This window comes from Stenotrophomonas sp. YJH_SMC_33 (assembly GCF_059372295.1).
Genome location: NZ_JCAFVJ010000002.1, coordinates 109004 through 133765, shown reverse-complemented (window position 1 = coordinate 133765; position 24762 = coordinate 109004). Strand labels below are relative to the sequence as shown.

Here is a 24762-nt window from a genome sequence, read left to right as displayed (position 1 = left end):
ATGGCGTCACGCGGTAGCGCGCCCGCCGCGCTGGCTTATGGTCCGGGTCTGCCAACGGCGCCTTGGGAGGGGAATTGCCGATGTCATCCACTGCTGTACGCGCGGTGTTCGCGCACATGCTCGGCCTGGCCCTGATCGGGTGGGCGACGCTGGTACAGGCCACGCCGCAGGTGGCCAGCGTCGAATCGCCGGGCAAGATATTGAAGGTCAGCCTCGTGCTGGACGGCGGCACCGCGCGCTACCGCGTCGAGCGTTTCGGCGAACCCGTGGTGGAGGATTCGAAGCTTGGCTTTGCCCTGCGCGACGGCCGCCTGGACCGCGATTTCGCCCTGCTTGGCCAGCAGCGGCGCAGCGTCGATGACACTTGGGAGCAGCCGTGGGGCGAGCGCCGGCTCACCCGCAACCACTTCAACGAGCTGACCGTGCAGCTGGCCGAAACCACCGGCAGCAAGCGACGGCTGGATGTGGTGTTCCGCGTCTACGACGATGGTCTCGGCTTCCGCTATGTGTTCCCTGAACAGCCGAACCTGCGCGAAGCGATCATCGATGACGAACTGACCGAGTTCGCCATCGCGCCTGAATCCACCGCCTGGTGGATCCCCGCGGGTGAACCGATCCACTACGAATACCTCTACCAGCGCACGCGGCTGCGCGAGGTGCCGCTGGCGCATACGCCGATGACCCTGCGCAGCCGCGATGGCCTGCATCTGGCGATCCACGAGGCGGCGCTGGTGGACTACGCCGGCATGTGGCTGCGGCGCACCGAGGGCCAGCACCTGCGCGCGCAGCTCTCGCCCTCGGCCGAAGGCTGGAAGGTACGCCGCGCCCTGCCCTTCGCCACGCCGTGGCGCACGCTGCAGATCGCCGACCGCGCCGGTGGCCTGGTCGAATCGGACCTGATCCTCAACCTCAACGAACCCAACGCGCTGGGCGATGTGAGCTGGGTGAAGCCAGCCAAGTATCTGGGCGTGTGGTGGTCGATGCACCTGGACAACGAGAGCTGGGCGACCGGGCCGAAGCACGCGGCCACCACCGCCAAGACGAAGAAGGTGATCGACTTTGCCGCTGCGCACGGCTTCCGTGGCGTGCTGGTGGAGGGTTGGAACCCGGGCTGGGACGGCATGTGGGTGGGCAATGGTTATGACTTCGATTTCACCCGGGCCACGCCCGATTTCGACATTGAAGCGCTGTCGGCATATGGCCTGAAGAAGGGCGTACACCTGATCGGCCACCATGAAACCGGCTGCGCCATCGAGCACTACGAGGACCAGTTGGGTGCCGCGCTGGACCTGTATGCAAGGCTGGGCGTGGACCAGTTCAAGACCGGCTATGTGTGCGACGACGGTCAGGTCGATCGTCGCAATCCGGCAGGGGGACCGCTGTGGCGCGAGTGGCACGACGGGCAGTTCATGGCCCGCCACCATCTGAAGGTGGTGCAGGAAGCCGCGCGCCGGCACCTGTCGGTGAACCCGCATGAGCCGATCAAGGACACCGGCCTGCGCCGCACCTACCCCAACTGGGTCTCGCGCGAAGGCGCACGCGGCATGGAGTACAACGCCTGGGGCCAGCCGCCGAACCCGCCGGAGCACGAGGTCAACCTGGTGTTCACCCGCATGCTGGCCGGGCCGATGGATTACACCCCCGGCATCCTCAGCCTGAAGGGCCGCCACGGCCAGGCCATCCCCAGTACGTTGGCGCGCCAACTGGCCCTGTACGTGGTGCTGTACAGCCCGATCCAGATGGCCGCGGACCTGCCCGAACACTACCTGCAGCATCGCGAGGCGTTCCGTTTCATCGAGGACGTGGCGGTGGACTGGGAGCAGAGCCGCGTGCTCGATGGCGAAGTGGGCGACTACGTGACGATCGTGCGCCGCGACCGCAACAGCCGCGACTGGTTCCTCGGCAGCATCACCGATGAGCACGGCCGCGTGCTGCCGGTATCGCTGGGCTTCCTGGAGCCGGGCGTGCGTTATCGCGCCGAGATCTACCGCGATGGCGAGGGCGCGGATTTCCGCAGCAATCCATTCGCGTTCGCAAGCGAAACCCGCGAAGTGACCAGCGCCGATGCACTGACGCTGGTGCTGGCACCGGGCGGTGGGCAGGCCATTCGCTTCACGCCGATCCGCTGAACGTTTTCCTGCCTGCGCCCCCGTAGCGCCCGAGCCCACGCTCGGGCGGCGGTGCGTAGCACCGAAATGCAGCCGAGCATGGGCTCGGCTCTACAGAACGAGACACTTGAAAGCGATTACATCCCTGCAAACGCCATTGAATACGTATGCAGGGTGATTCCCGCGAAGAACGCGCTGCCTACCATAGCGGCGACGACAGCGGCCACCGCGTCGCACGTTCACGGCCCCGCCGGAACGCTCACAAATCGATCTGCAACATTGCCTGGGAGGGGAAAATGTTGAACCACAAGCGCAGCGCGCTCAGCATCGCGCTGGCCGTTGTCCTGGCGCCGACGCTGGCGTCGGCACAGTCCACGCAGAGCACCACCACGCCGGCCGGCACCGCCGCCACCAACCTCGATACGGTGCAGGTCACCGGCATCCGCCGCGGCATCGAGAGCGCGATCGCGGTCAAGCAGGACGCTACCTCGGTGGTCGAAGCGATCTCCGCCGAAGACATCGGCAAGCTGCCCGACGTCAGCATCGCCGAGTCCATCTCGCGCCTGCCCGGCCTGGCCGCGCAGCGCGTGGCGGGCCGTGCGCAAGTGATCAGCGTGCGCGGCCTGTCGCCGGACTTCGCCACCACCCTGCTCAACGGCCGCGAAGTGGTCAGCACCGGCGACAACCGCGGCGTCGAGTTCGACCAGTACCCGTCCGAGCTGGTCAACGGCGTGACGGTGTACAAGACCCCGGACGCGGCGCTGGTCGGCCAGGGCCTGTCGGGCACCATCGACATGCAGACCGCGCGCCCGCTCAGCTTCGGCGAGCGCGTGATCGCGGTCAGTGGCCGCTACCAGAAGAGTTCGCTGGGCCGCGCCGCCAACGTCGATCCATACGGCAACCGCTTCAGCGCCAGCTACATCGACCAGTTCCTGGACAAGACCCTGGGCATCGCCATCGGCTACGCGCACAGCGACATGCCGATCCAGGAGAACCAGGTCGGCCTGTACGAGCCGTGGACCACCGAGCACACCGACAAGGGCGACCGTCCGGGCGTGGGCGTCGGCACCTACTTCTCCGATGGCATCAAGGCGCTGCGCCGCACCGGCAACAACAAGCGCGACGGCGTGATGGCGACGATCCAGTTCCGGCCGAACAACAGCTGGACCAGCACCTTCGATGCGTTCCACACCGAAGCCGAGCAGATCGACACCGCCAACCAGTTCGAGCTGAACCTCAGCAACTACAACGGCAACTACACCCCGGGCCTGCTGGTCAGCAACCCGCAGGTCAACGCCAATGGTTCGTTCACCGGCGGCACCGCCAGCGGCGTGTACCCGCTGGTGCGCGGCATGTACAACAAGCGCAAGGACAAGATCGATGCGTTCGGCTGGAACAACGAGTTCAACTTCAGCGGCGTCAAGCTGGTCGCCGACCTGAACTACTCCAAGGCCACGCGCGATGAGCTGAACCTGGAAAACAACCTGCAGCTGACCCCGATGCCACAGCTGGATACGGTCGGCGTGTCGATCCGCCAGAACGGCTTCTCGCAGATCAGCCCGGGCCTGAACTACTCCAATCCCGATGCGCTGTTCCTGACCAACACCATCTACGGCTCCGGCTACGGCAAGGTGCCGCAGGTGGAAGACCGCCTGAAGGGTGGCAAGCTGGCCGCCACCATCGCGCTGCCCGATGCCATCGCGTCGTGGGCGCCGGACATCGACATCGGCGTGAACTACGCCGACCGCCGCAAGGTGAAGACCCAGTCCGAAGGCAACATCCTGCTGGGTGCGCAGGGCGATGCCAACATCGCCTCGGACCTGCAGTATCGCCCGGTCAACCTCGGCTTCGCCGGCCTCGGCACCATCCCGGCCTGGAACGTCCCGGCCGCGGTCGGCCGCTACATGACCTTCAACCCGGTCGACAACCTGGACTACCTGATTCCCAAGTCGTGGACGGTGCAGGAGAAGATCACCACCGCCTGGGCGCGCCTGAACATCAACGCCGACATCGGCGACGTCGGCGTGCGCGGCAACATCGGCGTGCAGATGCAGCACACCGACCAGAGCTCGGATTCGCGCTACTGGGACAGCTCGCAGTCGGCCGGCAACAACGTGCAGCCGTACTCGAACGGCCGCACCTACAACGATTGGCTGCCGAGCCTGAACCTGGCCTTCCTGTTCCCGCACCAGCAGACGCTGCGCTTCGCCGTCGCCAAGCAGGTCGCACGCCCACGTGTGGACCAGATGCGCGCCGGCCTGGAGTTCGGCGTGGACACCGGCACCGGCCGCCCCGGCGGCAGCGGCGGCAATCCGCTGCTGGACCCATGGCGTGCCACCGCGCTGGACCTGTCCTATGAGAAGTACTTCGGCGAGAAGGCCTACGTGGCCGCCGCGATCTTCTACAAGGACCTGAAGAGCTACGTCTACACCCAGTCGGTCGATAACTACGACTTCACCGCGCTGCTGGGCAGCTACGTGCCGCCGCCGGGCATGACCGCACCGGTGCTGACCACCGGCACCTTCTCCGCGCCGCAGAACGGCAAGGGCGGCACGCTGAAGGGCCTGGAGCTGACCGCATCGTTCCCGCTGGAGATGCTGACCGACAGCCTGCGTGGCTTCGGCGTGCAGGCCAGCGCGACCTTCAACAAGAGCGACATCACCATCCTGGATCCGGAGAGCGCCTCCAGCGTGGGCAGTGACCCGATCAGCCTGCCGGGCCTGTCCAAGCGCGTGTACAACTTCACTGCCTATTACGAGCGCAGCGGTTTTGAAGCACGCGTCAGCCAGCGCCGCCGATCGGACTTCATCGGTGAGATCGGCAACTTCAACGGCAACCGCAGCCTGCGCTATGTCGTCGGCGAAAACGTGACCGATGCGCAGGTCAGCTACACCTTCAGCGACAGCAGCGCCCTGCGTGGCCTGACCCTTCTGCTGCAGGGCAGCAACCTGACCAACGAGCCGTACCGCACCTACGCCGGCAGCAAGGACCGCCCGCTGGAGTACATCGAATGGGGCCGCACCTACATGCTGGGCGTGAACTACAAGTTCTGACCACAGCCGGGTAGTGCCGGCCGCTGGCCGGCAACCACCCCATCGGTAGCGCCGGGCCATGCCCGGCGACGGAAGCCAGGAGCAGGACCGGAAACCCGCTGCGCAGGCAGCGGGTTTTCTTCTGCGCGAATGCCGGCAGCGGATCGGCAAGGCCCATGCAGCGACGCTCCAACCCGTAGATCCACGCCATGCGTGGATGCCGTTCTCTGGAACTCCACCCACAAAAAAGGGACGGGGCGCTTCGGCCCCGTCCCCGCAAGTACCGCCACCGGAGAAAACGGTCAGCTGCGTCGGGCGCAATACACCGCGCGCGGCGGCAGCTGGAGTTCGTTGCCCTGCATCGTGCCCGCATCCGGGCCCGGTACCGCCACCTGCTGCCAGTTCCCCGGCGGCAGCGGATGGGTCACCGCCTCGGCCGACAGGTTGAAGGCCAGCAGGAGGGTTTCATCTGCAAGCATACGCTCGAACAGCAGCACAGGCTCGGCACTTTCAAGGAATCTGATGCTGCCGTGCAGGAGGGCCGGCTGGGTATGCCGCCAGGCCAGGAACGCGCGGAACGCCGCCAGCACCGAATGCGGGTCGCGCTCCTGCACGGCCACCGCCGCCGCGCGGTGCTCGGCCGGGATCGGCAGCCAGGGCTGCCCGGTGGTGAAACCCGCTAACGGCGCATCGGTCCATGGCAGCGGGGTACGGCAGCCGTCGCGGCCCTTGAAATTCGGCCAGAAGGTGATGCCATACGGGTCCTGCAGGGCCTCGAACGGCACCTCGGCCTCGGCCAGGCCCAGCTCCTCGCCCTGGTACAGGCAGACCGAACCGCGCAGCGAGCACAGCATCGCCACCAGCATCCGCGCCAGGCGCGGATCGGCCGGGTGACCGCCCCAGCGGCTGACCGCACGCTCCACGTCGTGATTGGACACCGCCCAGCACGGCCAGCCTTCGGTCATCGCCGCTTCCAGCCGCGAGACCGTATCGCGGATGTAGGCCGCACTGTAGTCGTCCACCAGCAGCTCGAAGCTGTAGCCCATGTGCAGGCGGCCATCGCGGGTGTACTCGGCCGTGGTGGCCAGCGAGTCTTCCGAAGAGATCTCGCCCAGGCTGACCGCCCCCGGGTATTCGTCCAGCAGCGCGCGCAGGCGCTCCAGGAACGGCAGGTTCTCCGGCTGGGTATTGTTGTAGTAGTGGTACTGGTAAGCGTACGGGTTGTCCGGGCTGAAGCCGCGCCCCACCCGCTTCTCCGCCGGCTTGGGCGGGTTGTCACGCAGCTGCGCATCGTGGAAGCAGAAGTTGATCGCATCCAGGCGGAAGCCATCCACGCCGCGATCGAGCCAGAAGCGGACATTGTCCAGGGTGGCCTGCTGCACGTCCGGGTGATGGAAGTTCAGGTCCGGCTGGTCGACCAGGAAGTTGTGCAGGTAGTACTGCTCGCGGCGCGGCTCCCATTGCCAGGCACAGCCGCCGAACAGTGACAGCCAGTTGTTGGGCGGGGTGCCGTCCTCGCGCGGGTCGGCCCAGACGTACCAGTCCGCCTTCGGATTGCTGCGGTCCTGGCGGCTCTCGCGGAACCAGGCATGCTCGATCGAGGTATGGCTCAGCACCTGGTCGATCATCACCTTCAGGCCCAGGCCGTGGGCCTTGGCCAGCAGGCGGTCGAAGTCGTCCAGGCTGCCGAACAGCGGGTCGACGTCGCGGTAGTCGGCGATGTCGTAGCCGAAGTCGGCCATGGGGGACTTGAAGAACGGCGAGATCCAGATCGCATCCACGCCCAGCGCGGCAATGTGGTCCAGGCGCTCGATGATGCCCGGCAGGTCGCCCACCCCATCGCCGTTGGCATCGAGGAAACTGCGCGGGTAGATCTGGTAGATGACGGCTCCGCGCCACCATGGATAGTGCGACATCGACAGCCCCCCTCCGGGCATGCGGGACCCGCCGGCAGCGGGCCGAAATCCTGATCCGGCAAGCTTAGCGGTGGCCTCGCGGGCATGGCGCAACCTGCATACGTATTCACGCGAAGGGCCGCGCAGGCCGGGCTGGAATTGCCGCTCGGACCGGTTTGCGCCCGAATTCACGGCCAGCGCCTATAATCGATGGTGAGCCTGAAAGCCTGATCGCATGACCATCACCGAAGACACCCGTCCCGCCCTGGGCCTGCCCCAGATCCAGTCGCTTGCCGCGGCCGACATGGCCGCCGTCGACGCCCTGATCCGGCGCCGGCTGTCTTCGGACGTCGTGCTGATCAACCAGATCGCCGACCACATCATTTCCGCCGGCGGCAAGCGCCTGCGCCCGATGCTGGTGATGCTGGCCGGCCACGCGGTCGGCCAGGCCGGCCCGGAGCACCACCAGCTGGCGGCGATCATCGAGTTCATCCACACCTCCACCCTGCTGCACGACGACGTGGTGGACGAATCCAGCCTGCGCCGTGGCCGCAGCACCGCCAACGCACTGTGGGGCAACGCGCCCAGCGTGCTGGTAGGCGACTTCCTGTACTCGCGCAGCTTCCAGCTGATGGTCGAGCTGGAGCGCATGCCGGTGATGCAGATCCTGGCCGATGCCACCAACCGCATCGCCGAGGGTGAAGTGCTGCAGCTGCTGCATGTGCACAACCCGGACACCGATGAAGCCGCCTACCTGCGCGTGATCGAGCGCAAGACCGCGGTGCTGTTCGCCGCCGGCACCCGCCTGGGCGCGCTGGCCAGTGGCGTAGACGAAGCCAAGCAACAGGCCCTGTTCGACTACGGCATGCACCTGGGCTACGCGTTCCAGATTGCCGACGACGTGCTGGACTACTCGGCCAACGCCGAGGAGCTGGGCAAGAACCTGGGCGACGACCTCGCCGAGGGCAAGGCCACGCTGCCGCTGATCCACGCGATGGCCCACTCCGACGACGCTACCCGCGAACGCCTGCGCACCATCGTGCAGGACGGCGACGCCTCGGCGATGCCGGAAGTACTGGCCGCGATCCGTGCCACCGGCGGCCTGGAGTACAGCCGCGCGCGTGCCGAGGAATATGCCGAAGCCGCCGAGCGCGCGCTCGATGGCCTGGGCGACAACGATGCCGTGGCCGCCCTGCGTGGCCTGGCCCGCTACGCGGTGCAGCGCTCGCATTGACCGGTAGTGCCGACCAACGGTCGGCACGTACCAAACCGGCATTCCGGTGGGTGCCGACCGTTGGTCGGCACTGAAACGGTCGCATTGACCGCATCTGGTAGTGCCGGCCGCTGGCCGGCATTGAAGCCTCGGTAGGTGCCGGCCGCTGGCCGGCATTGAAGCATCGGTAGGTGCCGACCGTTGGTCGGCACTGAAGCATCGGTAGTGCCGGCCGCTGGCCGGCATTCCCGATGACATCCGCAGCATCATGAGGTTGCCGGCCAGCGGCCGGCACTACCGCTGCACGAATCAACGTTTCTCGAAGCGCTCCTCGAAGAACTCATCCAGCGCCTTCCACGCGCGCTTGGCCGCCCGCTCGTTGTACTGGCACCCCGGCGGGCTGTTGGCGTCGCGCTCGGCGAAGCAGTGCACGGCACCGCTGTAGTTGGTGAACTCCCAATCGACCTTGGCCGCGTCCATTTCCTTCTGGAAAGCGGCGATGTCCTCGGCGGTCACGCTCTTGTCATCGGCCCCATTGAGCACCAGCACGGACGGATGGCTGCCACCGGCCTGCGCCGGCAGCGGTGAACCCAGCCCGCCGTGCAGGCTGACCACAGCGGCCAGCGGCGCACCGGCGCGAGCCAGCTCCAGCACCGTGGTGCCACCGAAACAGAAACCGACCGCACCGATCCGGCTGGCATCCAGCGGTACCTTGCCGGCCTGCGCCTTGAGCACGTTCACCGCTTCCAGTGCACGCGCGCGCAGCAGCGGCCTGTCGTTGCGCAGCTTGGTCGCCACCGGCCCGGCCTCGGCATCGGTCTTCGGCCGCACGCCCTTTCCGTAGACATCGGCCACCAGCACCACGTAGTCGTCACCGGCCAGCTGCTTGGCCTTCTCGATGGCCGATTCGTTCACGCCCTTCCAGTTCGGCACCATCACCAGGCCAGGGCGCTTGTCATGCTCGCCGTCGTCATAGACCAGCACGCCACTGAAGGTCGTGCCCTGATGCTTCCACTCCACCGGCTGCGTCTTCATCGCCGCCCACGCCGGCATCGCCGCCAGCCCCAGGATCACCGCCACACCACATCGCCAACGATTCATGCGCCTGCTCCGCAAGAAAAAGGGGACGGAGGGGATTAAGCCGTAATCGCCCCTCCCGCGTCGCATTCTGCATTGGCGGCGTGACGCAGGTGTGGTTGGATACGACTTAATCCCCTCCGTCCCTTTTTTCGCATGAATCTTGTTGATCGCTTTCTGTCTGGCCTGATCCCGCGTTTGCCTGCCGAGGATGCCCCGCAGTGGGTACATGTCCAGGGCGCCAGCGCCGAAGACCTGCAGCGCCTGCGTGTGCAGTGGCCGCAGGTGCCGGGCAGCCTGGTGGAGCTGCTGTCGCGCGTGGATGGCACCCACTACCGGGAGTACCCCGCGGGCAAGGTCTGCGTGCTGATGCTCGGCTCGGATGTCGAGGACGGCGGCTATCCGTACTACCTGCGATCGGTCGCGCAGATCTTCGAGGACCAGCAGCGGTGGGACGACAGCATCCGTTCCATCTACGAAGAGTGGCTGGATGACGAGCCGGAGATTCTCGGCGAGGGCATCGATGCGGATCTGCCGATGAGCCGCCGGCTGTGTTTCTCGCACTGCATGAACAACGGTGGCACCTCGATGCTGTATCTGGATTTCGATCCGGCACCGGGCGGCACCGTCGGCCAGGTGGTGCGCTATCTGCACGATCCGGACAGCTACATAATCATCGCACCCAGCTTCGATGCGTACCTGCAGCAGCTGATTGATCGCGATTACGCGTTCATCCGGCACGAGGACTGAAATCCAGCCGAGCATGGGCTCGGCTCTACAGTAGATCCACGCCATGCGTGGATAACGGCCTCACCCGCCTTCGATCCAATTCAATGTGCCCGGCTCGAACGCCAGCAGATCCGCTGCGGCCAGCTGGCCCCGCGGCCAGTGACGTTCCGGCGGCTTCGGCTGCCGGGCACCGACCGAACCGTCGTAGTCGCGTACCAGCAGTCCGACGCGTGCCGCGCCTGCGGCCAGCAGGGCATCGATGCGCTGCAACCACTGGCCGGCATCCCCCAGAGCTTCATCGCGACGTACCTGCTGATCCTGTTCATGGCGCGCTCGCTGCTCGGCCAGCGCGCGGGCGATCTTGGCTTCGCTCCAGCCCTTCTTCCGCCAGCGCTCGGCATCGCCCTTCCACTCCCGCTCGGCCCGCGACGAGGCCAGCGCAGTACCGCAATCGCAGTGCGCGGCGCTCAGCCACGGCTGCCAGCCGGGCCCGACCGCGGCCTGCAGGCTGGGCGAATCCTGTACGAACAGGCGCCGGCCGCTCCGCTCCATGATCGTGGCGGCTTTCACGTTCGCACACGAGGTGGGCAGGAACAGGGTGACGAAGGTGCACATGCGGCTATCCGGGTCCGTCCGGGGATACGCCCATGGTAACTCGCCGGGGTCAGAGCCCTTTCCTGAGGAAAGGGATCCGACCCCGATCCGGCGGATCAGGCGATGCCCAACCCCGGAATCGCGCTGATGCTGTCCGGATCGAACCCGGCCAGCTCGGCGAAATGGCGGCCACGCGCCACGTAATCGCGGTAGGCACCAAAGCTTGGCGCGCCCGGCGACAGCAGAACCACACCGCCCTGCGCCCCCAGCGCGGCGCGCGCCAAGGCCATCGCCTCGGGCAGATCCGACGCCGCGTGCAGACCGAAGCGGCCGGCATCGGCCAGCGGCTGCAGCATGGCATGGATGCGCGGGCCGTTGCTGCCCATGGTCACGATCTCCACCGGTGGCACGTCGTGGGCCATGTGCTGCATGAAATCGGTCCAGTCCAGGCCACGGTCGTGCCCGCCCACCAGCAGCGCGATGCGCTGCCCGGCGAAGCACTCCAGCGCGGCCAGGCTGGCGTGCGGCGTGGTGCTGATCGAATCGTTGACGTAGGTCAGGCCATCGGCCACGCCGATGCGCTGCAGGCGGTTCGGCAGCGGGCGGAAATCCTGCACCGCCGGTGCCAGCGCCACCGCGTCCAGGCCCAGTGCTTCCAGCGCGGCCAGCACCGCGCACAGGTTGCCGCGATTGTGACGGCCCGGCAGCGGCGTGATACGGGTATCGAACACGGCCTGCTCACCGCGATGCACGATGTCGCCCCGCATGTGCCAGCCCTGCGGCTGGTTGAACCAGACCACCTCACTCTCGGGCAGCGACAGTGCCGCCAGGTGCGGATCTGCGGCATTGAGCACGGCGATGCGCGGCGCAGCTTCAGTCACCAGCCGCAGCTTGTCCTCGATGTAACGCTGTTCGCTGCCGTGCCAGTCCAGGTGTTCCGGGAACAGGTTCAGTACCACCGCCACCTGCGGATGAGCGCCACTGCGCGCCACTTCACCGGTCTGGTAACTGGACAGTTCCACCGCCCAGTACTCGGGCGCGGGCTGCGGATCCAGCACTTCAAGCAGCGGCAGGCCGATGTTGCCGACCAGTCCGGTGCGATGCCCGGCGGCCCGCAGCAGGTGCGCGACCAGCGCGGTGGTGGTGCTCTTGCCCTTGGTGCCGGTCACGCACACGGTGTCGTGCACGATGCCATCGTCAGCCGCGTGCTCCGCAAACCACAGCGCGGTGCCGCCGATGAAGGTGGTGCCCTGCTCTGCCGCCGCCAGCGCGATCGGCTGGTAAGGGCTGATGCCGGGCGACTTGATCACCACATCGAACGCGGCCAGCGCTTCGGCCGAGGGTTCGCCAAGTACCTGCAGCGCGCCCTGCGTTTCCGCACGCGCGGCTTCGGCTTCAGCGGCCGGGCAGAACAGGCTCAGGCCAAGCGTTGGCAGGCGCTCACGCAGCACCGCAAACGCGGCGCGGCCCTCACGGCCCCAGCCCCACAGCGCGACGCGCTTTCCTTCAAGCTTCGAAATCTTCACGCACCCGTTCCCACAGCGCAGCCGGAACGCGGTGCTCGCCCTGCAACTGCAGCAGAGGTACCAGTTCCAGTTCGGCGGCATCCAGCTGCGGCTGGATCTCGTTGCAGAAGCGCTTCACCAACAGGTCTTCCTTCCATTCCGGGCGCTGCGCCAAGGTCGCCATCGCCGCACGCGATTCGCGGCCTTCGCCCACGCACTCGAACGGCTTGTGGTCCTGGAATTCCAGCAGCGCGTCGAAGCCACCGGCCTGTTCGGCATCGTCCAGCAGGTTGCGGCCAAAGATGCGCACCAGGCGCGTCTTGGGCATGAACGGGGCCAGCGCCAGGAAGACGAAATGGCACTTCGGGCAGACGCCGCACCAGCGGTTCACCGGGCGCTCGCCGAGGATGTGGAAATTGCGGTTGCAGCTGGAGAAGTGCGCGTCGTAGAAATCGGTCTTGGCGAACTGGCGGGCCACCGCCAGCTCGGACATCGGGCGCAGCAGCGAGTAGTACTGCAGGTCCGCCGCCACGTACTTGCGCACATGGCTGCCGAACGCCTGCTCGCAGGCCCAGCCCTTGGACCACTGGTGATTCACTTCGCCGGTGCCCGGAATCTGGCTGCCATAGCTGGCCGAACGCTCGTTGGAGAACACGACCTGGTCCACGCCGTGCAGCAACGCGGCCAGCACCATGATTGCCGAGTTCACCACCGTCACCGGGATATGGCCGTTCCAAGCGCCCTGGCGGTTCAACTCGAACAGTTCCGGCGCCAGCGTGCGGCCCAGGTTCAATGTCGGCAGGCCGGTGCGCTCGGCGCACGCACGGATCAGCTGCGAGCCACCGATCCAGGTCACGGTCTCGTCCACGCCGGCACGGCGCAGCGCTTCGATGCTCACCAGCGAATCCTTGCCGCCGCCGATGGCCACCAGCGCGTGCGGCCGCAGACCCAGCGCCGGCGCCTGCACGGCCTCGCCCTGCACCGGCAACCGGAAGCGGCCGCGCAGGTTCAGGCCGTTGCGGTAGGCGAATTCGCCCAGGCCATTGAGGTAAATGGTCTCCACCAGTGCGGCGGTATCGGCATCGATGCTGTAACTGTCGATGCTGACCGTATCCGGTACGCCGGCCTTGTAGTAGCTGACGCCGGCAATCAGGTGCAGCAGCTGCAGCGCACGCTGCACGGCGGCGGCGCGCGCCTCGTCCAGCGCGAACGGGGCACCGGGCACGGTGATGGTTTCCACCATCTCCGGGCCGTCGTCGAAGGCGTAGACCAGCCGGGCCACGCCCGTATCCGCTGCGAAGTCGCAGCGGACGAAGCGGAAGCGGGAAACCTGGTGTTTGTCGAAAGCAGTCATGGTGTATCCGGTCAGGCACGGGCCCGCGCGAGGGCGCGGGGCGTGTCGGTGGGCGGGTGCAGGGCGAGCATGGTGATCATTCGATCACGTCTTCGCGCGGCAACATCCGCTGGTTGTAGGTGTTGGCCATCACATAGCCGTAGGCACCGGCATCTGCGATCAGCATCACGTCGTCCGGCGCGGTGGACACCGGCAGCTTGCGGCGCTTGCCGAACACATCGCTGGATTCGCAGATCGGGCCGACCACATCGAACGCCGCTTCGGCATAACCGCCCTGGCGGCTGAGGTTCTCGATGTCATGCCAAGCGTCGTACAGCGCCGGGCGCATCAGTGCGTTCATGCCGGCGTCCAGGCCGACACGGCGCACGCCGTCCTTTTCCACCACCTGGGTGGCATGGGTCAGCAGCACGCCCGATTCGGCCACCAGGTAGCGGCCCGGCTCGATCGCCAGGCGGAATGCCGGGTGCAGCGCCTTGACCTCGGTCAGGCCCTCGGCCCAGGCGTCCAGGTCGAAGGGTTCGTCTTCGTCGCTGTACGGAATTGGCAGGCCGCCACCGATATCGATGGTCTGCACGCTGCCGATGCGGCGGGCGAAACCGGCCAGCTCATCGCACATCAGGCGCCAGTGCTGCGCGGTTTCCACGCCGCTGCCCAGGTGCGCATGCAGGCCCACCACGCGGCTGCCCAGTTCGGTGGCCGCGCGCACGAACTCGTCGACGCGGGCGATCGGCAGGCCGAACTTGGACTCCTTGCCACCGGTACGGACCTTGGCGTGGTGGCCCTCGCCCCGGCCCAGATCGACGCGCAGCCACAGCTCGCGGTTGCGGAACAGGTCCGGCCAGCGCTGCAGCGCTTCCACGTTGTCGACGGTCACGGTCACGCCCAGCGCGAACGCCGCCTCGTACTCGCTGCGCGGGCAGAAGCTGGGGGTGAACAGCACGCGCCTGGGCGACAGTTCCGGCAGGTGCTGGAACACATGCTTCAGCTCGCCGTGCGACACGCACTCCAGGCCGAAGCCTTCGGCTTCCAGCAGCTGCAGGATGGCCGGGTGGCTGTTGGCCTTGATCGCGTAGTAGCGCTGGTCGATCGGCTTGATTGCGGCCAGTGCACGGGCGCGGGCGCGCACCGTCGGCAGGTGATAGACGTAGCGCGGCGTACCGGCATCGGCCAGCTGCAGCAGGTGCGCACGCTGGCCGCGCCACCACGGCGTGCCGCGCGGGCGCACGGTGCCGGCAATCTCGCGCCAGCGCGGGCCGAACACTTCGGTCTCCTCCACCGGCATCGCGCCGCTGTCGATCAGCTCGGCGTGCAGGATCGGCAGCAGGCCATCGGCATCGGCCTCGTCGATGACGAAGGTCAGGTTCAGGTCGTTGGACGACTGCGAGATCATGTGCACGCGCTCGCGGCCGAAGGTGGCCCACACGTCCGACAGCTTGTGCAGCAGCGAGCGCATGCCGCGGCCCACCAGGGTGATCGCCGCGCACGGCACGATCACCTTCACCTTGCAGATCTGCGACAGGTCGGCCGACAGCGCGGCCAGCACATCGGTGTTGACCAGGTTCTCGGACGGGTCCAGCGACACGGTGACGTTGGTCTCGGCCGAACCGATCAGGTCCACCGACAGGCCGTGCTTCTTGAACAGGTTGAACACATCGGCCAGGAAGCCGACCTGCTGCCACATGCCGATGCCTTCCATCGACACCAGCACGATGCCATTGCGGCGGCTGATCGCCTTCACCCCCGGCACCGGTGCGGCGCTGCCATCGATGCTGGTGCCCGGCAGTTCCGGGCGCTCGGTATCGAGGATGGCCATCGGCACGCCGGCATCGCGGCACGGCTTGATCGAGCGCGGGTGCAGCACCTTGGCGCCGGTGGTGGCGATTTCCTGCGCCTCGTAATAGTCCAGGCGGGTCAGCAGACGCGCGTCCGGCACGTCCTTCGGATTGGCGCTGAACATGCCCGGCACATCGGTCCAGATCTCCACCCGGCTGGCGCCGAGCAGCGCACCGAAGTACGCCGCCGAGGTATCCGAGCCACCACGGCCAAGGATGGCGGTACCGCCATCGGCATGCCGCGAAATGAAGCCCTGGGTGATCAGCAGGCGGGTCGGCTGCGCGCGGAAGCGCTGCATCCACTCCGCGTCTGCGCGCCACTGGCAGTTCACCGACAGCCGCTGCGACCAGTCGCTCTGGTTCGGCTGCGGCGGCATCGCGTCCAGCCACTGGCGGGCATCCATCCAGCCCATGTCCAGGCCCGAGGCGCGCAGGTAGGCCGCGCCCAGGGTGGAGGACAGCAGCTCGCCCTGGCCCAGCACTTCGGCCTGCCAGTCGAGCGGACGGGTGGCTGCACGCGCATCGTCGAGCAGGCCCTGCAGCGCGGCCAGCCGTTCGGCCAGCACCTCGCGACCCAGGCCGAGTTCGGCCAGGAAGCCTTCATGGCGTTCGACCAGCGCTGCCACGCGGTCCCGGCTATCGGGCGCGCCGTCGGCAATCGCGGTCAGTTCGTTGGTGACCCCGGACAGCGCCGATACCACCACCAGCACGCGCGAGCCGGTCTCTTCCGCGCGTTTTTTCGCCAGCTTCCCGATCGTGTCCCAGCGGTGACGACGCGACACCGAAGTGCCGCCGAACTTCAGTACGATCCAACGATCGACAAGGGGGGAAGCTGACATGGATTGGCTATGTAGAATGTGGGGAAGCCGCCCTCGGGGGCGGAACCTTTGATTCTAAGCGCAATATCCCCGTAGATGGCCGTCCTCCGTTACCTGCAGCTCGATGTCTTCCCCGCCCGCCCCGGCACCGGCAACCCGCTGGGCGCCATCCTGGACGCCGACGGGCTCTCCAGCCGCCAGATGCAGGCCCTGGCTACCTGGCTGAACCTCTCCGAGACGGTGTTCTTCCTGCGCCCCACCGCGCCCGGCGCCGATTACCACATCCGCATCTTCACCCCGACCCGCGAGCTGGCCTTCGCCGGCCACCCCAGCGTCGGTGCCGCCTGGGCGGCGGTGAGCTGCGGCCTGGCGCAACCGCGCGACGGTGCCCTGCTGCAGCAATGCGCGGCGGGGTTGCTGCCGGTACGGGTGAGCGGCCCGGTCGAGGCACTGCAGATCCAGCTGGCCAGCCCGCCGGCACGGCAACTGGACACGGCCGCGGACGGAGCACCCGAAACACTGCTGGCCCTCGCCGCCAACGGGCACGTGCCCGAACTCTGGGACAACGGCGCGCGCTGGTGGCTGTTGCCGCTACGCGACGCCGCCGCCGTACGCGGGCTGGCACCGGACATGGCCGCGCTGGCCGACTGGAGCCTCGCCACCGACGCTACAGGCCTGGCCGTCTTCGCCGATGAAGCCGGCACCGGCCACACCCGCGTGGTGCGTGCCTTCTGCCCCGCTGATGCGCCCGCCGTGCCCGAGGATCCAGTGACCGGCAGTGCCAATGCGCTGATAGGCGCCTGGCTGCGGCAGCGGAATGCTCTGCCCGGCCGCGAGGGCCGCTACGTGGCCAGCCAGGGCCGCGAAGTGGGCCGCGATGGCCGCGTGCAGGTGCAGGTCGACGCGCAGGGCACGGTGTGGATCGGCGGTCAGGTGCAGCCGGTCATCGACGGCCAGATCCGTTGGCTGTAGAGCCGAGCCCACGCTCGGCTGCTTCTTCTCACACCCCGACACAGCCGAGCATGGGCTCGGCTCTACAACCGCGCGTTAAGCTGCGCGCCAACCGATTCTGGAGTTTCGCCCCGATGACCACCCGCCGTTTCCTGCAGCTGGATGTGTTCTCCCCGCGCGCCGGCGCTGGCAACCCGCTGGCCGTGGTACTCGATGCCGAAGGCCTGGACGACGCCAGCATGCAGGCCATCGCACGCTGGACGCGGCTGCCCGAGACCACCTTCGTGTTCCCGCCCCAGGCCGCCGGTGCCAGCTACCGGCTGCGCATGTTCAGCCCGCAGAAGGAAGTGCCGTTCGCCGGCCACCCCAGCGTCGGCACGGCGCATGCGGTACTGCAGGCAGGCCTGGCCACACCGATCGATGGCGTGCTGGTGCAGGACGGCATTGCCGGCGCGCTGCCGCTGCGCGTCAGCGGTGAGGGCGCGCAGCAGCGCATCGCCATCCGCACCCCGCGCGCGCAGTTGGCGGAGACCGCTGAAGCCACCGATCCACGCCTGCGGGCAGCACTGAAGGACTGGCCACTGGGCTCGCTGCCGCCGGCGCGCATGCAGGGCGGACGCAGCTGGTGGGTGGTGCAGGTGGCCGATGAAGCAGCACTACGCGCGCTGCGCCCTGACTGGGACGCGGTGGCTGCGCTGGCCGAGTCCACCGACAGCATGGGCGTGTTCGCCTATGCCTTCAGCGATGGCAGTGAGGGATTCGATCTGGCCGCGCGCGCTTTCGTCGGCAATGGTCGGCGCTTCGAGGACGCCGCCTCGGGGGCCGCCAATGCAGTGCTGGCCGCGTGGCTGGACCTGCGCGACGCGCTGCCACGTGGCCGTGCGCCGTTCGAAGTCAGCCAGGGCCGCGAAGTCGGCCACGATGCGCGCCTGACCCTGCGGGTCGACGAGGACGGCGAGGTCTGGTCGGGCGGCCAGGTGCAGACCGTCATCACCGGCACCATCGATTGGTAAAGGGACACTGTAGAGCCGAGCCCGCGCTCGGTTGCTCTCCGGCCAGATCACGGGAGCTGCAGAAGCCGAGCATGGGCTCGGCTCTACAGATGCGTCGGCTCAGCCCAGTTCGGCTTCCAGGCTGATCGGCACCGCACTGAGCGCCTTGGACACCGGGCAGTTCTGCTTGGCGTCATCGGCAATGGCGCGGAACTGCGTCGCGTCGATGCCAGGCACCACCGCCTTTACCTTCAGCCGGATCTGCGACAGCTGCGGGCCGCCTTCCATCGACAGGTCGACCTTGGCTTCGGTGTCCAGCGAGGTCGGGGTAAAGCCAGCCTCGCCGAGCTTGGCCGACAGCGCCATGGTGAAACAGCCGGCATGTGCGGCGGCAATCAGCTCTTCCGGATTGGTGCCCTTTTCGTCGCCGAAGCGGCTGTTGAAGCCGTAGCGGGTCTTGTCCAGCAGTCCACTCTGCGGCGTGCTCAGCTGCCCCTTGCCCGACTTCAGATCGCCTTCCCAGTGCGCGGTGGCGTGTCGCGAGATTCCCATTGTGCTGCTCCTGCGTGGCGGTGATGAACGGCCACCCTCGCATGCCACGCGTTAGCCCTGCGTCGCTCCGCCGCACGCCCCACGTCGCCCCCGCCCCCGGAAGATGGACACTTCCTCGCCAGCGCGCAACGCATTTTCCTCTTGTTTTCAGTGGTTTCGCGCAGTGCACCAATGGGCAGGCGGCGGGCTTCGAGCACGCTGACACGCCCCCAGCCCCCACCGCCGGCCATGTACTGAATCGGCCTGGATATGAAAAAACATGCACTTTCCGCGCTTCGGGCTATTGGCGGCGCCCAAGAGTTGCCCTACATTGCGCTTGCCGACGGGGTTCGGCGCCGACCAAACAACCAACCGTTCACGGAACAGGAAACCATGGCAAAGACCGCTAAGAAGGCTGCCCCGAAGAAGGCAGTGAAGAAAGTCGCGACGAAGGCAGCCGCCAAGCCGGCCGCTCCGAAGCCGATCAAGGAAGTGCTGACCAAGTCCGGCCTGGTTGCACACATCGCTGAAGCCTCCGGCGTCGTCGCCAAGGACGTCCGCGCTGTGCTGGCCTCGCTGGAAAGCGCCGTCGCCTCCTCGGTGCACAAGAAGGGCGCTGGCTCGTTCACCCTGCCGGGCCTGCTGAAGATCACCACCGTCAATGTGCCGGCCAAGCCGAAGCGCAAGGGCATCAACCCGTTCACCAAGGAAGAGCAGTGGTTCGCTGCCAAGCCGGCCACCACCAAGCTGAAGGTGCGTCCGCTGAAGAAGCTGAAGGACGCCGCGCTGTAAGCGCGCGCCCCAACGCGGATTGCAACGGGACGGCTCTGGCCGTCCCGTTTTTTTTTTTGCGCGCGCCCTGCGGGGATCCGCGCCATGCGCGGGACGTCGCCCCGGAGCAATCCGCAACACAGCGTTGCCGCACGCTGGGCGATCCCCGTTCAAGCCCGTCGCCATTGGCCGGGCGCCGCCCGGCAGGCGCTGGCACGTACCGGGTGGAACACTGCGTGCAGCGGTGGCCGTCGCCGCCGGCCGTGGCCTTGCCTATGGTGGGCACATCCTCCACAGCTACGGCGAGCACCCCCATGGCCAGCCCCTCCACCCGCTACCGGATCTCGGTGACCCCCATCGAAAAGGACGGGTTGCAGTGCACCGGGCGCTGCACCATCGAACTGGAACATCGCGCCAGCCGAGACCTCATGCGCCTGCTGGAAGCGGCGCCGCGCACCGCTGGCGTCAGCGGCGACGAGCGCGCGACCCTGGTGATCGCCACCCAGCTGCTGCGCGACATCGTGCAGCGCCACGCCGAAACAGAAGGCCATGCCCTGGCCGCCATCGCCGCGCAGGTGCTGCCGGCGCTGGATGCACTGGAACAGCTGCCCTCCTCCCGCTGATCGCCGCACAGCCGATACACTGCCTCCTTCCGTTCGCCTCGGGGAGGAGGCTGGCATGCGCAGGTTCCTGATACTGATCGCACCACTGGTGCTGCTGGCCTGCTCCAGGCCGCCATCGCAATCCGACGCAGCGGATGCCGCACCGCCGGTAGCGGCCAGCACGACTGCCAGCACGAAGCCGCAGACCGCCGCAGCAAGCGATGCAGCGGCTGCGCGGGCCATCGATGTCGATCCCCTGTTTGCCGCCGTCGCGGCCGACGCCGAGCTGCCCGCGGCCATGCTCAACGCGTATGTCATGGCCCTGCTCAATCGCGATCGCAAGGCCGCCGATGCCGCGTGGACTTTCCCGCCCAGCGATGCCCGGCGCGCTGACGATGCCGCATTGCGCCAGCTGACGGACGTACGCAGCCTGCGCCTGACCAGCGAGCTGCCGATCGCGCGCGACGGCCACCAGCCGCCGCAGCTGCTGGAGGTTCCGGTGCGGATCCGCGCGGTGACTCCTGAGGGCACCTTCCGCTTCGGCGGCTGGTACCGGGTGCAACCCAGCGCCGACGGCAGCGCCTGGCAGATCCAGTCGGCACAACTGCGGCCATCGCTGGACTGAACCGTTGCGGCGGCATGCACGCGCGATTCAGCCGGCAAGGCTACTCTTTGAACCATCCATTCCGCATCCATCGGTCTCTGCCATGCGCCTGCGTTCCCTGATGACCCGCCTCGCGGCCTCCACCGTGCTGATCGCCGCTGCAATCGGCGCCCAGGCTGCGCCTTCCATTTCCGGCCGGGAACTGTCGGTCGGTGCCAGCGACGTACAGCAGTACCTTGATGGCAGCTTCCCGCGCACGCAGGACGCGCTCGGCGGCCTGATCGCCCTGACGATGAGCCACCCGCAGCTGAGCCTTCCGGCCGGCGAGCGCTTGAACCTGGGCATGGATGTGGCGCTGGCCACCGCCGGTGGTAGCCCGGCCAAACTTGGTACGGTGAAGCTGAGCAGCGGCCTGCGCTACGACGCGCAGACCCAGGGGTTCCACCTGCAGCAGCCGAGCGTGGATGACTTCACCCCGGCCAACCAGGGCGGTCGTCTCGACTCCCGTACCCGCGGCCTGCTCAACGCCTGGCTGAGCGACTACGCCCAGCGGGAGCCGATCTACAAGCTGGACCCGGCCGTGGCCGGCATGCTCGGCGCCCTGCAGGTGCAGTCGGCACAGGTGAAGAACGGCAAGCTGGTGGTCACCTTCAACCAGAACCTGGGCAACCTGGTGCCAGCGGGCCTGCTGGGCAAATAAGGTAGTGCCGGCCGCTGGCCGGCACGCGTCTCACTTGCGTGCCGGCCAGGGGCCGGCACTACCGGCAAGGCATCACGCGGCAAGTGCTTTTACCACCGCCTCGCTGAAGGCCGGAATGTCATCCGGCTTGCGGCTGGTGATCACGTTACCGTCGACCACCACCTCGGCATCGCGCCAGTTCGCCCCCGCATTGGTCAGATCCTGCTGCAGGGACGGCCAGGACGTCAGCGCGCGGCCATCGGCGAGGCCACTGTTGACCAGCAGCCACGGGCCATGGCAGATCGCCGCCACAGGCTTGCCTGCTTCGTCTACTGCGCGGACAAAGCCGAGTACAGCCTCGTCGGTACGCAGCGTGTCCGGATTGATGACCCCTCCCGGCAGCACCAGGGCATCGAAGCTGGCCGGATCGGCCTCATCCAGCGGAATATCCACTGCAACGGCGTCGCCCCAGTTCTTCTCTTTCCAGCCCTTGATCGTCGCCTCCTTTGCAGGCGACACGACGCTGACGCGCGCGCCTTCGGCTTCCAGCAGCCGCTTGGGTTCGGTCAGTTCGGACTGTTCAAAGCCGTGGGTGGCAAGGATGGCAATCTGCTTGCCCTTCAATCGTTCTGCCATGGGTGCACTCCGGTTGGGGGTGCCGACAGAATGGAAGAACGGCCCTTGCAGGGCAGTGACCCTGCCGTGCACGGCAGGTGGAGAGCTCCAGGTGGTGCCGGCCGCTGGCCGACACCTGCATCGCGCCATGCCGGCCAGCGGCCGGCCCTACCCGGTACCGGTCAGCGCTTGGGCTGCAGCATGGTGCCGGTGCACTTGGGCGAGCCGCAGCGGCACTCCCAGATCTTCTTCAGCTTGGCAGTGTGACGCTCGGCCAGAGTGATGCCGTAGTTGTAGGTCAGTTCCTCGCCGGGCGTGATGTCACGCAGCGCCTCGATGAACACCTTGTCACCGCGGCTGTCGCCGTCCTCGTCTTCCTCGATCACGGCCTCGCAGTTCGGCTCGCAGCTGTGGTTGATCCAGCGCGCGTCATTGCCTTTGTAGTTGGCATCGATCACCCAGTCGTCGTTCAGGGTGAACAGGAAGGTGTGGCCGCTTTCGACGTCGCCGCTGTCATCGGCATCAACATCGCCGTGGCTGCGCAGCAGGCCCTTGTACTGGATCACGCGCTCGCCCTGCTTGATCGGGGCCACGGCGAACACGCCGTTGCCATGGATGGCGGACTTGCGGGCTTGGATCTTCTTCGGCATCGGCACGGGCTGTTTGCAGCGGATGGAACCTGGATTCTCGCCCATTCCGGGTGATTGCGAAAATCACCCCGGTAGCGCAGCATGGCGCCCCGGCAACGGCCCGGCGCGTCCTCCCGCCCGGCCCAGCGCCGGCTGAATGCCCGGGTTGGATGGCGGCGAATAAAAGCGTACAATTTCAGTCCGCTTTAAGAACCACTCGCATCCCCATGTTGCGTGTCACCAAGCTCACCGATTACGCCACCGTGGTACTGACCGTGCTTGCCGCCCGTCCGGGCGAGGTGCTCAGTGCCACCGAGCTGGCCGAATTCACCGGCCTGGAGCCGCCCACCGTCAGCAAGGTGCTCAAGCCACTGGCCCAGGCCGGCCTGGTCGAAGGCCTGCGCGGTGTCCGTGGCGGCTACCGCCTGACCCGCCCGGCCATCGAGATCTCGCTGTTCGAAGTGGTCGAAGCGATGGAAGGGCCGCTGGCCCTGACCGAATGCAGCCACGACCACCACCAGTGCGGCATGGCGCCCAAGTGCGGCGCGCGCAGCAGTTGGCGGCTGATCAACGACGTGGTCTCCGAGGCCCTGCGCGATGTCACCCTCGCCCAGATCCTGCCCCCTCTTCCCCTTGCCGATGACGAACAGCGCCGCACCATCGCTGTCGACGTCGTCTCCTGATCCACAGGCAGCCCCCCCATGGCCACCGAAACCATCGAAAACGTCGCCCACGACGACACCCCCAACCGCGAGATCCACGAGCAGCTCGGCCGCAAGTATTCGGCCGGCTTCATCACCGAGATCGAGTCGGACTCCCTGCCGCCGGGCCTGGACGAGGACACCATCCGTGCCCTGTCGGCCAAGAAGGACGAGCCGGAGTGGATGACGCAGTGGCGCCTGGACGCCTACCGCCACTTCCTGACCCTGCCGATGCCGGACTGGGCCAAGCTGGAGATCGCCCCGATCGACCTGCAGGCGCTCAGCTACTACTCCGCGCCCAAGGGCCCGAAGTACGCCTCGCTGGATGACGTGCCCAAGGAGCTTCTGGACACCTACGACAAGCTGGGCGTGCCGCTGCACGAGCGCGCCAAGCTGGCCGGCGTGGCGGTGGATGCGGTGTTCGACTCGGTGTCGGTCGGTACCACCTTCCGCAAGGAACTCGCCGAGAAGGGCATCATCTTCTGCTCGATGTCCGAGGCCATCAAGGAGCACCCGGAGCTGGTGCGCCAGTACCTGGGCACCGTGGTGCCGGTCGGCGACAACTACTTCGCCGCGCTCAACTCGGCGGTGTTCTCCGATGGCAGCTTCGTGTTCATCCCCAAGGGCGTACGCTGCCCGATGGAACTGAGCACCTACTTCCGCATCAACGCCGGCCACACCGGCCAGTTCGAGCGCACCCTGATCGTGTGTGAGGACAAGGCCTACGTGTCCTACCTGGAAGGCTGCACCGCGCCGATGCGCGACGAGAACCAGCTGCACGCCGCCGTGGTCGAGCTGGTCGCGCTGGAAGACGCGGAGATCAAGTACTCCACCGTGCAGAACTGGTACCCGGGCGACGAGAACGGCGTCGGCGGCATCTACAACTTCGTCACCAAGCGTGCCGAATGCCGTGGCGCGCGCAGCAAGGTCACCTGGACCCAGGTCGAGACCGGCTCGGCGATCACCTGGAAGTACCCGTCCTGCGTGCTGCTGGGCGACGACTCGGTGGGTGAGTTCCACTCCGTGGCGCTGACCCATCACCGCCAGCAGGCCGACACCGGCACCAAGATGATCCACGTCGGCAAGCGCACCAAGAGCAAGATCGTCAGCAAGGGCATCAGCGCCGGCCGCGGCCAGAACACCTACCGCGGCCTGGTGCGGGTGGACCGCAACGCCGATGGCGCGCGCAACTACACCCAGTGCGATTCGCTGCTGATCGGCAAGCAGTGCGGCGCGCACACCTTCCCCTACATCGAGGTGAAGAACCCGGGCGCCACCGTCGAGCACGAGGCCACCACCTCCAAGATCTCCGACGACCAGCTGTTCTACTGCCGCGCCCGTGGCATCAGCCAGGAAGACGCGGTGTCGATGATCGTCGACGGCTTCTGCAAGCAGGTGTTCCGCGAACTGCCGATGGAGTTCGCGGTGGAAGCCAAGAAGCTGCTGGAAGTCTCGCTGGAAGGTTCGGTGGGCTGACCGCCCGCCCCTGCCCCTCGCAAACGCATTCTCTTTACCGGCGGGCCGCGGCCC

General features: G+C 67.3%; 21 protein-coding genes. 12 read left to right on the top strand and 9 right to left on the bottom strand.

Features of this window, described 5'->3' with window-relative positions; translation table 11 throughout:
* Positions 1-74: 74 nt before the first annotated feature.
* Together AC5P9W_RS04440 and AC5P9W_RS04435 are read left to right on the top strand one after the other, a co-directional pair.
* The gene (locus AC5P9W_RS04440) at positions 75-2129 is read left to right on the top strand and encodes a glycoside hydrolase family 97 protein (protein WP_111101857.1); all 2055 of its coding nucleotides are present in this window, start codon (positions 75-77) and stop codon (positions 2127-2129) included.
* Between the two features lie 275 nt (positions 2130-2404).
* Positions 2405-5161: a TonB-dependent receptor gene (locus AC5P9W_RS04435; protein ID WP_031270010.1), complete on the top strand. Its 2757-nt coding sequence runs from the start codon at positions 2405-2407 to the stop codon at positions 5159-5161.
* Positions 5162-5442: 281 nt separating this feature from the next.
* On the opposite strand, the gene AC5P9W_RS04430 is transcribed toward AC5P9W_RS04435, so the two are convergent.
* The gene (locus AC5P9W_RS04430; protein ID WP_111101858.1) at positions 5443-7056 is read right to left on the bottom strand and encodes an alpha-glucosidase family protein; all 1614 of its coding nucleotides are present in this window, start codon (positions 7054-7056) and stop codon (positions 5443-5445) included.
* A 214-nt stretch (positions 7057-7270) separates the two neighbouring features.
* Between AC5P9W_RS04430 and AC5P9W_RS04425 the strand changes: the two genes are divergently transcribed.
* On the top strand, positions 7271-8269 hold the full coding sequence (locus tag AC5P9W_RS04425; protein WP_111101859.1) for a polyprenyl synthetase family protein: 999 nt from the start codon (positions 7271-7273) through the stop codon (positions 8267-8269).
* A 288-nt stretch (positions 8270-8557) separates the two neighbouring features.
* On the opposite strand, the gene AC5P9W_RS04420 is transcribed toward AC5P9W_RS04425, so the two are convergent.
* Positions 8558-9349 (bottom strand): dienelactone hydrolase family protein, encoded by a 792-nt coding sequence (locus AC5P9W_RS04420; RefSeq protein ID WP_021203046.1) that lies wholly within the window; start codon positions 9347-9349, stop codon positions 8558-8560.
* Positions 9350-9481: 132 nt separating this feature from the next.
* On the opposite strand from AC5P9W_RS04420, the gene AC5P9W_RS04415 reads away from it, so the two are divergent.
* Positions 9482-10075 carry an SMI1/KNR4 family protein gene (locus AC5P9W_RS04415; protein WP_111101860.1) on the top strand — a complete coding sequence of 198 codons (594 nt, stop codon included), beginning with the start codon at positions 9482-9484 and terminating at the stop codon, positions 10073-10075.
* A 60-nt stretch (positions 10076-10135) separates the two neighbouring features.
* Here the strand turns inward: AC5P9W_RS04415 and AC5P9W_RS04410 are convergent, their stop codons facing one another.
* The 4 genes from AC5P9W_RS04410 to AC5P9W_RS04395 all read right to left on the bottom strand — a co-directional run bounded on the left by AC5P9W_RS04410 (position 10136) and on the right by AC5P9W_RS04395 (position 16178).
* Positions 10136-10669, bottom strand: coding sequence for a hypothetical protein (locus AC5P9W_RS04410; RefSeq protein ID WP_111101861.1), 534 nt, complete (start codon positions 10667-10669; stop codon positions 10136-10138).
* A gap of 95 nt (positions 10670-10764) precedes the next feature.
* On the bottom strand, positions 10765-12174 hold the full coding sequence (gene murD, locus AC5P9W_RS04405) for a UDP-N-acetylmuramoyl-L-alanine--D-glutamate ligase (RefSeq protein WP_111098232.1): 1410 nt from the start codon (positions 12172-12174) through the stop codon (positions 10765-10767).
* Complete coding sequence (gene murL / locus AC5P9W_RS04400; protein ID WP_111101863.1) at positions 12155-13507, bottom strand: UDP-N-acetyl-alpha-D-muramoyl-L-alanyl-L-glutamate epimerase; 1353 nt, start codon at positions 13505-13507, stop codon at positions 12155-12157. The genes murD and murL overlap by 20 nt, the downstream gene beginning before the upstream one ends.
* Positions 13508-13583: 76 nt before the next feature.
* Entirely contained in the window at positions 13584-16178 is a 2595-nt protein-coding gene (locus tag AC5P9W_RS04395; protein ID WP_206621309.1) for a bifunctional aspartate kinase/diaminopimelate decarboxylase, read from the bottom strand.
* 75 nt (positions 16179-16253) lie between these two features.
* Between AC5P9W_RS04395 and AC5P9W_RS04390 the strand changes: the two genes are divergently transcribed.
* Together AC5P9W_RS04390 and AC5P9W_RS04385 are read left to right on the top strand one after the other, a co-directional pair.
* Positions 16254-17129, top strand: coding sequence for a PhzF family phenazine biosynthesis protein (locus tag AC5P9W_RS04390; RefSeq protein ID WP_021203040.1), 876 nt, complete (start codon positions 16254-16256; stop codon positions 17127-17129).
* A gap of 113 nt (positions 17130-17242) precedes the next feature.
* On the top strand, positions 17243-18121 hold the full coding sequence (locus AC5P9W_RS04385; protein WP_111101865.1) for a PhzF family phenazine biosynthesis protein: 879 nt from the start codon (positions 17243-17245) through the stop codon (positions 18119-18121).
* A 99-nt stretch (positions 18122-18220) separates the two neighbouring features.
* On the opposite strand, the gene AC5P9W_RS04380 is transcribed toward AC5P9W_RS04385, so the two are convergent.
* A complete protein-coding gene (locus AC5P9W_RS04380) occupies positions 18221-18652 on the bottom strand; it encodes an OsmC family protein (RefSeq protein ID WP_019659396.1) in 432 nt (143 codons plus the stop codon).
* 372 nt (positions 18653-19024) lie between these two features.
* Here AC5P9W_RS04380 and AC5P9W_RS04375 point away from each other — a divergent pair, with 372 nt between their 5' ends.
* From AC5P9W_RS04375 to AC5P9W_RS04360, 4 genes are all read left to right on the top strand, one after another.
* The gene (locus tag AC5P9W_RS04375) at positions 19025-19423 is read left to right on the top strand and encodes an HU family DNA-binding protein (RefSeq protein ID WP_005408442.1); all 399 of its coding nucleotides are present in this window, start codon (positions 19025-19027) and stop codon (positions 19421-19423) included.
* Positions 19424-19716: 293 nt separating this feature from the next.
* Positions 19717-20025 (top strand): DUF3861 family protein, encoded by a 309-nt coding sequence (locus AC5P9W_RS04370; protein WP_019659397.1) that lies wholly within the window; start codon positions 19717-19719, stop codon positions 20023-20025.
* A gap of 55 nt (positions 20026-20080) precedes the next feature.
* Entirely contained in the window at positions 20081-20629 is a 549-nt protein-coding gene (locus tag AC5P9W_RS04365; protein WP_021203134.1) for a hypothetical protein, read from the top strand.
* An 82-nt stretch (positions 20630-20711) separates the two neighbouring features.
* Positions 20712-21308 (top strand): YceB family lipoprotein, encoded by a 597-nt coding sequence (locus AC5P9W_RS04360; protein ID WP_019659399.1) that lies wholly within the window; start codon positions 20712-20714, stop codon positions 21306-21308.
* 72 nt (positions 21309-21380) lie between these two features.
* Here AC5P9W_RS04360 and AC5P9W_RS04355 read toward each other — a convergent pair whose 3' ends face one another.
* Both AC5P9W_RS04355 and AC5P9W_RS04350 read right to left on the bottom strand, forming a co-directional pair.
* Positions 21381-21923: a type 1 glutamine amidotransferase domain-containing protein gene (locus AC5P9W_RS04355; RefSeq protein WP_329867054.1), complete on the bottom strand. Its 543-nt coding sequence runs from the start codon at positions 21921-21923 to the stop codon at positions 21381-21383.
* Between the two features lie 161 nt (positions 21924-22084).
* Positions 22085-22552, bottom strand: coding sequence for an SET domain-containing protein (locus AC5P9W_RS04350; protein WP_026346957.1), 468 nt, complete (start codon positions 22550-22552; stop codon positions 22085-22087).
* 206 nt (positions 22553-22758) lie between these two features.
* Here AC5P9W_RS04350 and AC5P9W_RS04345 point away from each other — a divergent pair, with 206 nt between their 5' ends.
* Positions 22759-23214, top strand: a complete 456-nt coding sequence (locus AC5P9W_RS04345) for an SUF system Fe-S cluster assembly regulator (RefSeq protein WP_005408436.1) — start codon at positions 22759-22761, stop codon at positions 23212-23214.
* Between the two features lie 18 nt (positions 23215-23232).
* Complete coding sequence (gene sufB / locus AC5P9W_RS04340) at positions 23233-24708, top strand: Fe-S cluster assembly protein SufB (RefSeq protein ID WP_019659402.1); 1476 nt, start codon at positions 23233-23235, stop codon at positions 24706-24708.
* Positions 24709-24762: the final 54 nt, after the last annotated feature.